The organism is Rhizobium sp. Pop5 (assembly GCF_024721175.1).
Taxonomy (GTDB): Bacteria; Pseudomonadota; Alphaproteobacteria; order Rhizobiales; family Rhizobiaceae; genus Rhizobium.
Genome location: NZ_CP099399.1, coordinates 1,467,988 through 1,483,100, shown reverse-complemented (window position 1 = coordinate 1,483,100; position 15,113 = coordinate 1,467,988). Strand labels below are relative to the sequence as shown.

Below are 15,113 nucleotides of genomic sequence, written 5' to 3'. Positions count from 1 at the left end.
ATCCTGAAATGTGGTGAGAGACAGCCGCAGATCTGCGGCTGTCTTCGAGGTTGGAATTAACGGTGTGCGTTGAGCGAGATGACGTTGTGCATCGTCTCGTCCGCCGTCGACATGAACTTCTTGATGTTGCGCGCGGCCTGGCGGATGCGGTGTTCGTTCTCGACAAGCGCCAGACGGACGTAGTCGTCGCCCATCTCGCCGAAGCCGATGCCCGGGGCAACGGCGACGTCGGCCTTCTCGACCAGCAGCTTGGAGAACTCAAGCGAACCGAGATGACGGAACTTTTCCGGGATCTTCGCCCAGGCGAACATGGTGGCGGCCGGCGGCGGCACTTCGAAGCCTGATTTGCCGAAGCTCTCGACCATGACGTCGCGGCGACGCTTATAGACGTTGCGGACTTCCGCAATGTCGGAGCCATCGCCGTTCAGAGCGTGCGTCGCCGCCACCTGGATCGGCGTAAAGGCGCCGTAGTCGAGGTAGGACTTCACGCGCGTCAGGGCGGCGATCAGCCGCTCGTTGCCGACGGCAAAGCCCATGCGCCATCCGGGCATGGAGAAAGTCTTCGACATCGAGGTGAACTCGACGGTCACATCCATTGCACCCGGCACTTCGAGAACCGACGGCGGCGGAGCGCCGTCGAAGTAGATCTCGGAATAGGCAAGGTCCGACAGCACGATGATGTCGTGCTTCTTGGCGAAGGCGACAACGTCCTTGTAGAAATCGAGCGTCGCGACGAAAGCCGTCGGGTTCGAAGGGTAGTTGAGAATCAATGCCAAGGGCTTCGGGATCGAATGGCGGACCGCGCGTTCAAGCGGCGGGAAAAAGCTCTCGTCCGGCTCGACCGACATGGAGCGGATCACGCCGCCGGCCATCAGGAAGCCGAAGGCATGGATCGGATAGGTCGGGTTCGGGCAGAGGATCACGTCGCCCGGCGCAGTGATCGCCTGCGCCATGTTGGCGAAGCCTTCCTTGGAACCAAGGGTCGCGACAACCTGCGTGTCCGGGTTGAGCTTCACGCCGAATCGGCGGGCATAGTAAGCAGCCTGGGCGCGGCGCAGACCGGGAATGCCCTTGGAGGACGAATAGCGGTGAGTGCGCGGGTCCTGCACGACTTCACAGAGCTTATCGACGATCGCCTGAGGGGTCGGAAGGTCAGGGTTTCCCATGCCGAGATCGATGATATCGGCGCCGCCCGCTCGCGCGCTTGCCTTCAAACGGTTGACCTGTTCGAAAACATAAGGCGGCAAACGCCGGACTTTGTGAAACTCTTCCATTTCATTCCCCATGGAAAGGCGGCTTTTCGGCCGCGATCGAAGTTCGTTCCGTCTTCCGGCGGCTGCGACACGAACTTCAGAATCGCAGCGCCGTATTCATCAGACCCAAGCCACACGGCAAATCTTTGACGGAAACGCCGCGCAGCGCGCATTCTCAGGAAAAATGCATCTTCCGATCCATCCGGAAGGCTTTGCGTCCAAATTGCCTGAAAGGCAAGGTTTATTTGGAGATTTCAGAGAGCGTTTGCGCACCATGCTCGGCGGCAATGCGGCGCATTTCGGCGACTTTGGCCTGGTATTCGGCTTCCGTGATCGTGCCGGCCTTGCGCTGGCCGGCAAGCGCGGTCAGCTGATGCTGCAGTTCGGCTGCCTGTTCGTCGCTCATCTGAACGTTGGCGGCCGTCAGCGGCGCACCGAAATTCGGATAGCCGTCCGGGTATTTCGTAAGGCCACCTTCGACCGCCTCGCCCTTGGTGGCCGGCATGACAACGGCGGTCGGCGCCGCTCGCTTGGCGGCGGCGGCAGCCTTCTGCTCTGCCGTCAGATTGCATCCGGCAAGGGCCATCGCCGCCGCGGCGCAGATCAATGCGGTGCGGTTGAAGGTTGCGATGCGCCGAATGCCGTTCTTCGTCATGCCTCAAAATCCAGTTCTGACTGCTTCGACTGTTAAATTTGTCGCCGCCACAAAGCAATAGCATGAGCCGATGCGGGTGGAACTTGTTTTCTCGTTCGGTCACGATGTACAACGAATGGATAAAAAGAGTGCTGCCGCCGGAGGAAATGGTGACCGACAGCAAGCAGGAGAATGGCGGCCAGAAAAATGGCGGCAAAGCCGGTTTCGACGCGACCGATCTCGATCCTTATCTGTTGAAGGATCCCGAGGCCATGACGGTGAATTTTGCCCGGGCGCTCGAAAATCTCGGGAAAGCCGCCTCGGCCTGGCTTGCGCCGCGCGAACGCGGCGAGATCACCGACACAGTCGTCGATCCGATGACCGATATGGTCAAGACGCTATCCAAGGTCACCGAATACTGGATCGCCGATCCGCGCCGCACCTTCGAGGCGCAGACGCAGCTGATGTCCTCGTTCTTCGGCATCTGGATGCGCTCGATGCAGCGCATGCAGGGCGAGCCGACGCCTGCCGAGCCGGATATCCGCAAGGACAAGCGCTTTTCGGACGAAGACTGGCAGAAGAATCCCTTCTTCGATTTTCTGCGCCAGGTTTATTTCGTCACATCAGACTGGGCCGATAAGCTCGTGTCGGAGACCGATGGCCTCGACGAGCACACCAAGCATAAGGCCGGCTTCTACGTGAAGCAGATCACGGCAGCGCTTTCACCAAGCAATTTTGTCGCCACCAATCCGCAGCTCTACCGCGAGACGATCGCAACCAGCGGCGAAAACCTGGTGCGGGGCATGAAGATGCTGGCCGAGGACATCGCTGCCGGAAAGGGCGATCTTCGCCTGCGCCAGACCGACATGACGAAATTCGCCGTCGGCCGCGACATGGCACTGACACCGGGCAAGGTGATTGCCCAGAATGACATCTGCCAGATCATCCAATACGAAGCGTCGACAGAAACGGTGCTTAAACGGCCGCTGCTGATCTGCCCGCCCTGGATCAACAAGTTCTATATTCTCGACCTCAACCCGCAGAAATCCTTCATCAAATGGTGTGTCGACCAGGGTCAGACGGTCTTCGTCATTTCGTGGGTCAACCCGGATGCGCGCCATGCCGAGAAGGACTGGGCCGCCTATGCCCGCGAGGGCATCGATTTTGCGCTTGCAACGATCGAGAAGGCAACTGGCGAGAAGGAAGTCAACGCCGTCGGCTACTGCGTCGGCGGCACGCTGCTGGCGGCAACATTGGCTCTGCATGCCAAGGAAAAAAACAAGCGCATCAAGACCGCGACGCTTTTTACCACACAGGTCGATTTCACCCATGCCGGCGACCTCAAGGTCTTCGTCGATGAGGAGCAGCTTGCAGCGCTCGAGGAGCATATGCAGGCGGCGGGCTACCTCGACGGCTCGAAGATGTCGATGGCCTTCAACATGCTGCGCGCCTCGGAGCTGATCTGGCCTTATTTCGTCAACAGCTACCTCAAGGGCCAGGAGCCCCTGCCCTTCGACCTGTTGTTCTGGAACGCCGATTCGACGCGCATGGCGGCGGCAAACCACGCTTTTTACCTGCGCAACTGCTATCTCCGGAATGCGCTGACGCGCAACGAGATGATCCTCGACGGCAAAGCGGTGTCGCTGAAGGACGTGAAGATCCCGATCTATAACCTCGCCACCCGCGAGGATCACATCGCGCCTGCCAAATCCGTTTTCCTCGGCAGCCAGTTCTTCGGCGGCAAGGTGGAATTCGTTGTCACCGGCTCAGGACATATCGCCGGCGTCGTCAACCCGCCCGACAAGAAGAAATATCAATACTGGACGGGCGGCCCAGCCAAGGGCGAATACGAGGCCTGGATCGAGCAGGCAAGCGAGACGCCGGGATCGTGGTGGCCGCATTGGCAGACCTGGATCGAAACGCATGACGGCAGACGCGTGCCGGCGCGCAAACCCGGCGGCGACGCGCTGAACGCGATCGAGGAAGCGCCAGGAAGTTATGTGATGGAACGCGCCTGAGAGGGCCGCACGCCTCTCTTTTTGGGACATCCAGAAAAAGAGCAACGGCGCGTAAACAAATTAGAAACCATAATTCGTCATCCTTGTGAAACAGCCTGAAGTCGCGCTTGGTCCAAATTCGGCCCATTTGCGCCTTTACCGGCCCCGGCGAAGTTTAGTCAGTCAGTGCCGCCGGCCTGCGTAGCGAGTTTGAAAGACGAGTGTAGTATGGCGTTAGCGGTAGGGACGTTCGATGACGTCACCCCTCTTGGCGGGTCTGCTTTGCGTTTGCGCAGATCTCGCGGTTTTCTTTACGGTGTCGTCGGCGCCGGACTTCTGACCTCCACATGGCTGGTCGCGACCTTCGCGACGATGCATTCGATCGCCGCACCCGCTTCCCCGTCCGACGGCTTCACGCAAGTGGCACCGGCGCCGAAACTCAAGCCGGCGACGAACCACGAACGGTTGATCCATGTCGGCAAGGCTGACCGGCTGGCCGCTTTCGATGCCAAGCCGGTCGTGGCCCTGACGGCCGACCTCATTCATTCGCATGCGAAAAAGACAAATGCCGCCGCAATGGCGACGCTTGCGCTCGCGAAGAACAACCGCCTTGGAGTGGCGGTTGCAGCCGCAACGCCGGCCGCTCTCGCCGACAGCGCAAAGTTCGCCAAGGACGATATCGTCACGCCTTCGGCCGAGGTTGCTCAAATCGACGCGGACGAGGAAAACCAAGACCGCATCATCATTCCCTCCAAGGAAGCCGTCGCGGCCGTCCAACTCCCTGCCCTGCTGGCGCTCGCCGATGCCGGACCGCAACAGATTGCTCCAGGACCTGTCGAGCCGGCTGCCGCCACAATGAAAACGGCGTCGGCGCCTGCAGAAAAATCGGCGCCTATGGTCGTTGCAGAGGCTGAAGAGCAACAGCCCTTCGATCTCGTTCTGGCGCCGGACGCGGATTCGGTGCCGCTGCCGATGGCGCGGCCTGACGGCCTCGTCGGCAAACCTGCTCCGGCTTCCAAGGGGGAACAGCGCGCGGCCGAGCCAGTCCTTGCCTATGCGAAGCCGAACTCGCCGATCGAGGATGACGAGGACGATGCCGTGCCGCGCTACGACAAGCCGGTCTTCTCGCCCAAGCTGCGCGCAGGTGTCGCGATCTACGATATCGAGAACAGCACCGTCTATCTGCCGAACGGCGAACGGCTGGAAGCTCACTCCGGTCTCGGCAAGATGCGTGACAATCCGCGCTATGTGAACCAGAAGATGCGCGGACCGACGCCGCCGCACACCTATATCCTCACCATGCGCGAGAGCCTTTTCCATGGCGTCGCGGCAATCCGGCTGACGCCGGTCGAGGGCGCGGACGCCATCTATGACCGTGTCGGCCTGCTGGCCCATACCTATATGCTCGGCAAGAACGGCGATTCCAACGGCTGCGTATCTTTCAAGGATTACAAACGCTTCCTCGCAGCCTACAGGCGCGGGGATATCAGGCAGCTCGTTGTGGTGCCGCGGCTGAACGGCAAACCGGCTTCGACGCTCGCCTCGCTGTTTTCGTCGCGAAGCTGAGCGACGGATGGGCAAGCAGCCGCTTGCCCCCTACTACTTCAACCAGACTGCTATTCGCTCCACCGCCTCGGCGATCTCTGTTTGCGAACCCGCATAGGACAGACGCAAGGTTCGATGTCCCTCCAGCGGATCGAAATCCAGGCCTGGTGTTGCCGCGACGTTGATTTCTGCAAGCATCCGTTTGGCAAAACCCATGCTGTCATTGGTGAAGCGCGAAACATCGACATAGGCATAGAAAGCGCCATCCATCGGCGAAGCGGGTGCAAGGCCGATCTTGGGCAGTCGGTCGAGCAGCAGCTCGCGATTTGCGGCATAACTTGCCTTGACGCGATCCAGCTCGTCGCTTGCTCCGAGAGCGGCCGTGGCAGCAATCTGGGAGAGCTCGGGTGGCGAGATATAGAGGCTCTGCGCCACACGCTCGACCGGCCGCACCAGGCGTTCCGGCAGCACCATCCAGCCGATCTGCCAGCCGGTCATGCAGTAATATTTGGAGAAGGAGTTGATGACGATCGCCTCGTCGGTCAGCTCCAGCGCGCTCGCCTCCTCGCCAGCGAAAGTCAGTCCGTGGTAGATCTCATCCGAGATGAAGGCGATGGAATGGGCCGCACAATAATCCGCCAGCGCCTTCAGCCCGTCGCGGCCGGTCACCGTGCCAGTCGGATTGGCGGGGCTGGCGAGCAGTACGCCTTTCAGCCTCAAGCCGCTTTCCTTCTGCGCCGCCTCCAGGCTTTCCGGCGTCAGGGTGAAATGGGTATCCGCCGTGACCGGCACCTCGAGAACCTTCAGCCCCAGCGCGCCGAGGATATTGCGGTAGGCGGGATAGCCGGGCCTTGCGATCGCCACGGCATCGCCGGCATCGAAAAGCGTGAGGAAAGCGAGATTGAAACCCGCCGAAGACCCCGTCGTGACGGCGATGCGCGCCGGATCAATCTTTAGGCCATGCCGGTCCCTGTAGTGCTGGGCAAGCGCCGATTTCAGCCGTGCCGTCCCCAGTGCATCAGTATAGCCGATCCTGCCTTCGGAAAGCGCTTCGCGAGCTGCTTTCAGGGCGGCCTCGGGGGCCGGATGCGAAGGCTGACCCACAGCCATGGAGATAACAGGATGTCCGGCCGCGCGCCGCTTCGTCGCCTCCGCCAATACGTCCATGGCGTGAAAAGGCTCGACTTCACTGCGTTTCGATATGGAAAACAAGATCGCTTCTCGCTCGGCTTCTGAATGGTGGCCCGACAATTGCCGCAATAATCGGCTCATCACAATCCCGCGAGGGTCGCGCTGGGATGAAAAATCCTGTTTGAGGAGAAGAGAACGCGCCGTACCTTGACGCGAAGCATTCAAGTCCATTAACCCGGCGACGTCTCGACACCGAGACGATCATACCGCCGATGACGAGGATATCATGGCATTCATCCCGAAAACCTTCACCGCACTGGCGCTTGCCGCATCAATCGCTCTTCCGCTTCCGGCAGCAGCGCTCGACGATCAGCAGAAGAAGGAGTTCGGCGAGTTCATCAAGCAATATCTGATCGAGAACCCCGAGATCATGCTCGACGTTCAGGATGCGTTGCAGAAGAAGCAGGAAGCCGCGCGGCTGGTGAAAGCCAATATGGCGATCGAGGAAAACAGCAACAACATATTCGAGTCGAAGGATGACATCACGCTCGGCAATCCCAAAGGCGATGTGACGGTCGTCGAATTCTTCGATTATAACTGCACCTACTGCCGGCATGCGCTTCCCGACATGCAGGCGATGCTGAAGAAAGACAAGAACGTCCGCTTCGTGCTGAAGGAATTCCCCATCCTCGGACCGGATTCGGTCGCTGCCCATAAGGTGGCCGATGCCTTCCGCAGGCTGGCGCCCGAGAAATATGCCGATTTCCACGTTGCTCTTCTCAGCAACGAAGGCCGCGCCTCTGAAGAAAGCGCGATCGCGGTAGCAAACTCTCTCGGCGTCAAGGAAGACAAGCTTCGCGCCGAAATGGCCAAGAGCCCGAATGACGGAATCGTTCAGGCGACATACCAGCTTGCCTCCAGTCTCGGCATCAGCGGCACGCCCTCCTATGTGATCGGCAACGAATTGGTGCCGGGCGCCGTCGGGTTCGACGAGCTCGAAGCCAAGGTCAAGAATATGCGTAGCTGCGGCAAGACCGCCTGCTGAGCCGCGGGCGGTCAACCGGGCCGCTCACCAATTCGCCAAAATCGAAACGTTTCAGCCATGTGGACAAATGTGGCGCGATTCCTGCCGGCCAATCCGTAAGGGCTTTCATTCAGCCCTCGCGGAGTCTATAGGTTGCCGTCGTGCATTTTACGGAACATTCGATGACGCAAACAATTTTTGTCCTGAACGGCCCCAACCTGAACATGCTGGGCAAGCGAGAGCCCGGCATCTATGGCGGCAAGACGCTCAAGGACATCGAGGCGGACTGCAAAGCGGCCGGCCGCGAGCTCGGTTTCGATATCGATTTCCGCCAGAGCAACCACGAGGGCACGCTTGTGGACTGGTTCCACGAGGCGGACGAAAAAGCCGTCGGCGTTGCCATCAATGCAGGCGCCTATACGCATACATCGATCGCGCTGCATGATGCGATCCGCGCCATATCAATTCCCGTCATCGAGCTCCACATATCGAACGTGCACGCACGGGAAGAATTCCGCCACAAGTCGATGATCGCGCCGGCATGCAAGGGCGTGATCTGCGGCTTTGGGCCTCACAGCTACATCCTGGCGCTCCACGCGCTGAAGAACATCACGGCATAAGAAGAAGACAGGGCAACACCATGGCTGAAAAGAAATCGGGTATCGATCAGGCACTGATCCGCGATCTCGCCAACATCCTCAACGATACGGATCTGACGGAGATCGAGGTCGAGCAGGACGACCTGCGTATCCGCGTTTCGCGCGCCGGCGCGATGCAGTATGTTCAGGCGCCGATCGCAGCGCCGGCTTTTGCCGCGCCTGCAGCCGCCGCACCGGCAGCAGCCGCTGCCGCCTCGGCCGCAGCTCCCAGCCGCAACCCCGCCAACGTCGTCAATGCGCCGATGGTCGGCACCGTCTACATGGCCCCGGCCCCGGGCGCGCGTCCCTTCATTGAGATCGGCGCGACCGTCAAGGAAGGCCAGACGCTTATCATCATCGAAGCGATGAAGACGATGAACCAGATCCCCTCGCCGAAGTCGGGCAAGGTGACCGAGATCCTCGTCGATGACGGACATCCCGTCGAATACGGCCAAGCCCTCGTCGTCATCGAATAGGCCGATGCCCATGATTTCGAAAATCCTCATCGCCAATCGCGGGGAAATCGCCCTTCGCGTGCTTCGGGCCTGCAAGGAGCTCGGCATCGCCTGCGTCGTGGTTCATTCCACCGCCGACGCCGATGCCATGCATGTGCGCCTTGCCGACGAAAGCGTGTGCATCGGCCCGCCTTCTTCCCGCGAGAGCTACCTGAACATTCACCAGATCGTCGCCGCCTGCGAGATCACCGGCGCCGACGCCGTGCATCCGGGCTACGGCTTCCTGTCCGAGAATGCCAAATTCGCCGATATTCTCGAAGCCCATGGTATCACTTTCATCGGGCCGACGGCGGATCACATTCGCATCATGGGCGACAAGATCACCGCCAAGACGACGGCCTTGGAACTCGGCATTCCGGTGGTTCCGGGCTCGGACGGCGAAGTGAAGACCGAAGAGGACGCGATCAGGACAGCGGCTGAAATCGGCTATCCCGTGCTGATCAAGGCGACGGCCGGCGGCGGCGGGCGCGGCATGAAGGTCGCCAAGAGCGAGGCTGACCTGATCGAAGCCTGGTCGACGGCGCGCACGGAAGCGGCGGCGGCCTTCGGCAACGACGCCGTCTACATGGAAAAATACCTCGGCAAGCCGCGACACATCGAAATCCAGGTGTTCGGCGACGGCGAAGGCAATGCCATCCATCTCGGCGAGCGCGACTGCTCGCTGCAGCGCCGCCACCAGAAGGTCTGGGAAGAGGCGAATTCGCCGGCGCTCAACGTCGAGCAGCGCATGAAGATCGGCCAGATCTGCGCCGACGCCATGAAGAAGCTGAAATATCGCGGCGCCGGCACGATCGAATTCCTCTACGAGAACGGCGAGTTCTATTTCATCGAAATGAACACCCGCCTGCAGGTGGAGCATCCGATCACCGAAGCGATCACCGGCATCGACCTCGTGCACGAGCAGATCCGCGTCGCTTCCGGCGGCGGTCTGTCGGTGACGCAGGACGAGGTACATTTTTCCGGTCATGCCATCGAATGCCGCATCAATGCAGAACACCCGCGCACCTTCGTGCCCTCGCCCGGCACGATCACGCATTTCCACGCGCCGGGCGGCCTTGGCGTGCGCATCGATTCCGGCGCTTATCAGGGCTATAAAATCCCGCCCTATTACGACAGCCTCATCGGCAAGCTGATCGTGCACGGCCGCACCCGCGTCGAATGCATGATGCGCCTGCGCCGGGCGCTCGACGAGTTCGTGGTCGACGGCATCAATACGACGCTGCCGCTGTTCCAGGATCTCGTCTCCAACCAGGATATCGCCAACGGCGATTACGACATCCACTGGCTGGAACACCATCTCGCCAACACGCCGGCGGCATAGGACAGGAATGGCAGGATCGCGCAGGAAGTCACCAGGCATTACCCCTGAAATTCTCCTGCGCGCCTATTCCATCGGGCTCTTCCCGATGGCCGAATCCGCCGACGACCCGGAGATCTTCTGGGTCGAACCGGAATTGCGCGGCGTGCTGCCGCTTGATGATTTCCACATATCGAAAAGTCTCGCCAAGACGGTTCGCCGGAAGCCGTTCGAAATCCGTTTCGACCATGCTTTCGATGCGGTCATCGCCGCCTGCGCGGAAGAGACATCGGGCCGCCCCAGTACCTGGATCAACACAACGATCAGATCGCTCTATTCGACGCTTTTCGACATGGGCCATGCCCATACCGTCGAGGCCTGGGATGGCGACGAATTGGTCGGCGGCCTCTACGGCGTCTCGCTCGGATCGGCCTTCTTCGGCGAAAGCATGTTTTCGCGGCGGACGGATGCCTCGAAGATCTGCTTAGTGCATCTGGTCGGCCGGCTGCGGAAAAGCGGCTTCACCCTACTCGACACGCAATTCACCACCGAGCACCTGAAGACATTCGGAGCAATCGACGTTCCGAAGGCCGATTATGCCGTAATGCTGGCCGCGGCGATGGAATCGCCACACCTTCAGTTCTAAGCCGTTGCATTGATGGCGTCTATTCGACAGCCCCGCCTTAGCGAGTGGGCGCCTTGGCGTTATCGGGAGCCGGAACGTCCGAGGTCGTCTTGCAGTCTTTCAGCCAGACGTCGTAGATCGGGTGCTCGACGGCGTTGAGGCCGGGGCTATCGGCGAACATCCAGCCGGTGAAGATGCGGCGGATCTTGCGGTCGAGAGTGATTTCGTCGACTTCGACAAAACCATCGATCTTCTGTGCTTCGGTTTGATCGCGCGAGTAGCAGGCCTTCGGCGTCACTTGCAGCGCACCGAACTGTACCGTCTCGTTGACATAGACATCGAAAGTGGTGATGCGGCCGGTGATCTTGTCGAGACCGGAGAAGACAGCAACCGGATTGTCGATGCGGGCGGCATTTGCCGTTACCGTCGGAAGCAGAGCCGAGAGCGCCAGCAGCGATCCGGCGGCACGCAGGACCATGTTCCGCGTGAAGAGCTTCATGTACCCGTCTCCAGAATTTTCAACTACGGCCGCAGTCAAGCGCGGCCAACCTGCGGGTAAAGGTCAATTGTGGCCAAAAGCCGGGCTTGGGATCGCCCGGTCTGGCCGTCTCAGTTGCCCGGCGTCCAGGCGTCGTAATCGCCGGTGACGCGCGGCCGCTCGCCAGAAGCAGCAAGGGAACCCGGCGGGCGGTAGGCCTGCGGCGAACCCGTGAAGTTGGGACGGTGCGGCCGCTGCCATTCCTTGGCGGTGTAATTTTCCTTGGACGGCGGAACATCAGTGCGATGATGCATCCAGCCGTGCCAGCCCGGCGGGATCGCGGAGGCCTCGGCATAACCTTTGTAGATCACCCAGCGCTTCGCCAGCCCGTAGGAGGAAAGGCCGCCTTCGTAGTAGACATTGCCGAACTCGTCTTCACCAACGCGCTTGAAGCCGCGAAGGGCAAACAGCGTACCGAGAGTGTAGTTGTTCCACCAGGTGAAGGTGTGCAGCAGGAACTTGATCATGTCTTTTCCTCGTGGCCGCAGGACGCGGACGAAAGCAGAAAGGCTTTTTTCGCTTATGCCGCCGCCACGCCGAATTGTCCAGTGATTCCCGCCGAAACGACGGTCATTTCAGGGCCATCTTGAAACCGAGATGCGATGGCTTGAAGCCCCGCCTTTCGTAGAAACGGTGGGCATCCCTGCGCACTACATTCGATGTCAGTTGGACGAGCCTGATCCCGCGACCTTTCGCCTCGGCAATGGCGAATTCAATCATCAACGCGCCGATCCCCTGCCGGCGCATATCGGCGCGGGTCTGCACCGCTTCGATGATCATCGCCGAGGAGCCGCGGCCAGTGAGCGAGGTCGTCACCATCGTCTGGAAGGTGCCGACGACCTCGCCGCCGTGCTCTGCGACGTATAGCGTCTGATCGGGAGAAGCCTCGATAGCGGCAAAGGCCCTGACATACTCGGGAAAAGCCTCGGGATCCGTCGTGTCGCGGTGGCCGCCAAGCGCATCGGCGGCAAACAACGCCACAAGTGCCGGCAAATCATCCCTGCGCGCCCCTCGAATGAGAAGGTCGGACGACGCGACCGCCATAATCTCAATGGCCTCCAAGCGGTTTTTCGAAAATCAGCGACGGAATGCCGGATTGTCCGGATGCGTTATTTTCGCTGCGGCCGACCTCCGCAAAACCATGCGCCTGATAGAAGGCAATCGCCGCCGCATTTTGCGGCTCGACTTCCAGACGCATGATTTCCGCGTCCGGGAAGCAGGTTTCGAGCTCGGCGAAAATATCGCGGCCAATGCCCTGACGCTGCAGTTTCGAGCTGACATAAAGGAGGTGCAGCATGACCGTCTTTGTCAGCTTCTGCGACATCGCCGCATAACCCACGCCACCGATATTGCGGCCATCATCGGCAACAAGAAACTCCGCATCCTTGCGCGCCAGCCGCGCCTTCAGCGCTGCCGGCGTAAAGAGATGGGTGATCAGCTCATCCACCTTGGCTTTGCCGTGGAGGCCGTCATAGGTGGCGTGAAAGCTCTCCGCCAGAAGCGCGCGAACCTTCTCCAGGTCGTGCTCTCCGGCGGTGCGGACGAAATACACTGCTTATTCCTCGATGCCGAGCTTCGCCTTGACGAGCGCCTGGACGGCCTGCGGATTGGCTTTGCCGCCGGTCGCCTTCATCACCTGGCCGACGAACCATGCCGCCATGGTCGGCTTCGCCTTGACTTTTTCGACCTGTTCGGGATTGGCGGCGATGATTTCGTCGACGGCCTTTTCGATCGCGCCGGTATCCGTCACCTGCTTCATGCCGCGCGCTTCGACGATCTCGGCCGGATCGCCGCCTTCGGTCAGCACAATCTCGAAGAGGTCCTTGGCGATCTTGCCGGAGATGGTTCCCGCCTTGATGAGGTCGATGATGGCGCCAAGCTGAGCCGGCGAGACCGGCGTCTGCTCGATGTCCTTGCCGATGCGGTTCAGCGCGCCAAGCAGGTCATTGATCACCCAGTTTGCCGCCGTCTTGCCGTCGCGGCCCGCTGCCACGGCCTCGAAATAGTCGGCGATCGCCTTTTCGGAGACGAGCACGGAAGCATCGTAGACCGACAGGCCGAGTTCGCGCACGAAGCGCTCCTTCTTGTCGTCGGGCAGTTCCGGCAGGTCGGCTTCGAGCGCCTTGATGAAGGCATCGTCGAATTCGAGCGGCAGCAGATCCGGATCGGGGAAATAGCGATAGTCGTGCGCGTCTTCCTTGGAGCGCATCGAGCGCGTTTCGCCCTTGTTGGGATCGAAGAGGCGCGTTTCCTGCTCGATCTCGCCGCCATCCTCCAGAATGCCGATCTGGCGGCGGGCTTCGTATTCGATCGCCTGGCCGATAAAACGGATGGAGTTGACGTTCTTGATTTCGCAGCGCGTGCCGAAAGCCTCGCCAGGACGACGGACGGAGACGTTGACGTCGGCGCGCATCGAGCCCTCGTCCATGTTGCCATCGCAGGTGCCGAGATAGCGCACGATCGAGCGCAGCTTGGTCATGTAGGCCTTGGCTTCGTCGGACGAGCGCATGTCGGGTTTGGAGACGATCTCCATCAGCGCGACGCCGGAACGGTTGAGGTCGACATAGGACATGGTCGGGTGCTGGTCGTGCATCGACTTGCCGGCATCCTGTTCCAGGTGCAGGCGTTCGATGCCGATCTCGATATCCTCGAACTGGCCCTGGCGGTCCGGTCCGAGCGAAATGACGATCTTGCCCTCGCCGACGATCGGATCCTTGAACTGCGAGATCTGATAGCCCTGCGGCAGGTCGGGATAAAAGTAGTTCTTGCGGTCGAACAGCGAGCGCTTGTTGATCTGGGCTTTGAGGCCGAGACCGGTGCGCACGGCCTGCCTGACGCATTCCTCGTTGATGACGGGCAGCATGCCGGGCATGGCGGCATCGACGAGCGAGACGTTCGAATTCTGCGGCTTGCCGAATTCCGTCGCGGCGCCGGAGAAGAGCTTCGAATTGGACAGCACCTGGGCATGGACTTCCATGCCGACAATGACTTCCCAGTCGCCGGTGGCGCCGGGGATGAAGCGTTTCGGATCGGGCGTGCGGACGTCGACAAGGGTCATCTGATGCTCTTTGCAGGCTGTTCTTTTCCACTCGTGAGGTAAAGGAAATGGCGTGCCGGTGCAAGACTTTCGCGGAATTGTGTAACGGTTGCACCGCCCCCGCTTCTGCTTGAGCCGCGGAGCTATTTTGCGCCAGCAACGGCTAGGTTCCGCATGAGCACGGACCATCGACGCGAAATTCGACCGGCTCAGTTGCCGATGTTACAATGATCTCTATCTTCAGCCAAAATGTAGCTATGGATTTGAGACCCTCATCATATGGAGGCGCTTTTGAAGGGTTATCTGCCCTATCTGGTTGGGACTCTGGCGGGATTATTGGTCGCGCTTACCCTTTCCGGCCTGTTGACGTTACAGGGAATACCGCAGCTGATGCTTTTCGCATTACTGCCGGCCGCCGGCGGCGCGGTTGTCGAGCGGGTTTTCCAGCGTAAATCCGACTAGTTTTAGAAACGCCATGGGAAAGCTGAAAGAAATCGTCACTGACTGCGACATTCCCTCGCGCGTCGCTCGTTTCTGGGCGGCGGCGCTCGATGGCTACCAAGTGATGCCTTATGACGATGCGGAATTGGCCCGCCTTGCCGCGATGGGACTGACACCGGAAACGGACCCGACCGTGATGGTCGAAGGGCCGGGAACCCGCCTTTGCTTCCATCTTCGCCAGGGAGAGCGTCCCGCCCGCAACCGGGTTCATCTCGATATCGCCGCCATGGATCGGGAGAAGGAAGTGGAACGGCTCCTATCGCTTGGCGCGACATACGTCCGCGAGACGGATGCCTACACGGTATTGAATGATCCTGAAGGCAACAACTTTTGCGTGACGTCCGAATAGTTCGCCATGGGCCGAGAACCGCAGCTGGC

The 15,113-nt window shown here is 60.5% G+C and carries 17 protein-coding genes; 9 read left to right on the top strand and 8 right to left on the bottom strand.

The features are described from left to right. Positions 1-56: 56 nt before the first annotated feature. Both NE852_RS09510 and NE852_RS09505 read right to left on the bottom strand, forming a co-directional pair. On the bottom strand, positions 57-1,274 hold the full coding sequence (locus tag NE852_RS09510) for an LL-diaminopimelate aminotransferase (RefSeq protein ID WP_008527026.1): 1,218 nt from the start codon (positions 1,272-1,274) through the stop codon (positions 57-59). Positions 1,275-1,494: 220 nt separating this feature from the next. Continuing rightward, positions 1,495-1,908, bottom strand: a complete 414-nt coding sequence (locus NE852_RS09505; RefSeq protein ID WP_008527029.1) for a hypothetical protein — start codon at positions 1,906-1,908, stop codon at positions 1,495-1,497. A gap of 146 nt (positions 1,909-2,054) precedes the next feature. On the opposite strand from NE852_RS09505, the gene phaC reads away from it, so the two are divergent. Both phaC and NE852_RS09495 read left to right on the top strand, forming a co-directional pair. Continuing rightward, positions 2,055-3,905 carry a class I poly(R)-hydroxyalkanoic acid synthase gene (gene phaC, locus NE852_RS09500; protein WP_245270555.1) on the top strand — a complete coding sequence of 617 codons (1,851 nt, stop codon included), beginning with the start codon at positions 2,055-2,057 and terminating at the stop codon, positions 3,903-3,905. Positions 3,906-4,112: 207 nt separating this feature from the next. Then, positions 4,113-5,450, top strand: a complete 1,338-nt coding sequence (locus NE852_RS09495; RefSeq protein WP_008527034.1) for a DUF2778 domain-containing protein — start codon at positions 4,113-4,115, stop codon at positions 5,448-5,450. A 33-nt stretch (positions 5,451-5,483) separates the two neighbouring features. Here the strand turns inward: NE852_RS09495 and NE852_RS09490 are convergent, their stop codons facing one another. Further along, positions 5,484-6,641 (bottom strand): pyridoxal phosphate-dependent aminotransferase, encoded by a 1,158-nt coding sequence (locus NE852_RS09490; protein ID WP_258156446.1) that lies wholly within the window; start codon positions 6,639-6,641, stop codon positions 5,484-5,486. A 205-nt stretch (positions 6,642-6,846) separates the two neighbouring features. Here NE852_RS09490 and NE852_RS09485 point away from each other — a divergent pair, with 205 nt between their 5' ends. The 5 genes from NE852_RS09485 to aat all read left to right on the top strand — a co-directional run bounded on the left by NE852_RS09485 (position 6,847) and on the right by aat (position 10,680). Next, positions 6,847-7,605: a DsbA family protein gene (locus NE852_RS09485; RefSeq protein ID WP_008527039.1), complete on the top strand. Its 759-nt coding sequence runs from the start codon at positions 6,847-6,849 to the stop codon at positions 7,603-7,605. Positions 7,606-7,766: 161 nt separating this feature from the next. Further along, positions 7,767-8,204 carry a type II 3-dehydroquinate dehydratase gene (gene aroQ, locus NE852_RS09480; protein ID WP_008527041.1) on the top strand — a complete coding sequence of 146 codons (438 nt, stop codon included), beginning with the start codon at positions 7,767-7,769 and terminating at the stop codon, positions 8,202-8,204. Between the two features lie 20 nt (positions 8,205-8,224). After that, the gene (accB, locus tag NE852_RS09475; protein WP_008527043.1) at positions 8,225-8,698 is read left to right on the top strand and encodes an acetyl-CoA carboxylase biotin carboxyl carrier protein; all 474 of its coding nucleotides are present in this window, start codon (positions 8,225-8,227) and stop codon (positions 8,696-8,698) included. A 4-nt stretch (positions 8,699-8,702) separates the two neighbouring features. Continuing rightward, positions 8,703-10,058, top strand: coding sequence for an acetyl-CoA carboxylase biotin carboxylase subunit (gene accC, locus NE852_RS09470; RefSeq protein ID WP_258156445.1), 1,356 nt, complete (start codon positions 8,703-8,705; stop codon positions 10,056-10,058). A 7-nt stretch (positions 10,059-10,065) separates the two neighbouring features. Continuing rightward, on the top strand, positions 10,066-10,680 hold the full coding sequence (gene aat, locus NE852_RS09465) for a leucyl/phenylalanyl-tRNA--protein transferase (protein ID WP_008527055.1): 615 nt from the start codon (positions 10,066-10,068) through the stop codon (positions 10,678-10,680). 37 nt (positions 10,681-10,717) lie between these two features. On the opposite strand, the gene NE852_RS09460 is transcribed toward aat, so the two are convergent. From NE852_RS09460 to gatB, 5 genes are all read right to left on the bottom strand, one after another. Next, a complete protein-coding gene (locus NE852_RS09460) occupies positions 10,718-11,158 on the bottom strand; it encodes a DUF2155 domain-containing protein (RefSeq protein ID WP_008527058.1) in 441 nt (146 codons plus the stop codon). A gap of 110 nt (positions 11,159-11,268) precedes the next feature. Beyond that, a complete protein-coding gene (locus NE852_RS09455) occupies positions 11,269-11,664 on the bottom strand; it encodes an NADH:ubiquinone oxidoreductase subunit NDUFA12 (protein ID WP_008527060.1) in 396 nt (131 codons plus the stop codon). Positions 11,665-11,767: 103 nt separating this feature from the next. Beyond that, on the bottom strand, positions 11,768-12,241 hold the full coding sequence (locus tag NE852_RS09450; RefSeq protein WP_037171531.1) for a GNAT family N-acetyltransferase: 474 nt from the start codon (positions 12,239-12,241) through the stop codon (positions 11,768-11,770). Positions 12,242-12,245: 4 nt separating this feature from the next. Beyond that, positions 12,246-12,749 carry a GNAT family N-acetyltransferase gene (locus NE852_RS09445; protein ID WP_008527064.1) on the bottom strand — a complete coding sequence of 168 codons (504 nt, stop codon included), beginning with the start codon at positions 12,747-12,749 and terminating at the stop codon, positions 12,246-12,248. 3 nt (positions 12,750-12,752) lie between these two features. Beyond that, entirely contained in the window at positions 12,753-14,255 is a 1,503-nt protein-coding gene (gatB, locus tag NE852_RS09440) for an Asp-tRNA(Asn)/Glu-tRNA(Gln) amidotransferase subunit GatB (protein WP_008527066.1), read from the bottom strand. A gap of 270 nt (positions 14,256-14,525) precedes the next feature. On the opposite strand from gatB, the gene NE852_RS09435 reads away from it, so the two are divergent. Together NE852_RS09435 and NE852_RS09430 are read left to right on the top strand one after the other, a co-directional pair. Next, positions 14,526-14,696, top strand: a complete 171-nt coding sequence (locus tag NE852_RS09435; protein ID WP_164841424.1) for a hypothetical protein — start codon at positions 14,526-14,528, stop codon at positions 14,694-14,696. A 13-nt stretch (positions 14,697-14,709) separates the two neighbouring features. After that, on the top strand, positions 14,710-15,084 hold the full coding sequence (locus NE852_RS09430) for a VOC family protein (protein ID WP_008527070.1): 375 nt from the start codon (positions 14,710-14,712) through the stop codon (positions 15,082-15,084). Positions 15,085-15,113: the final 29 nt, after the last annotated feature.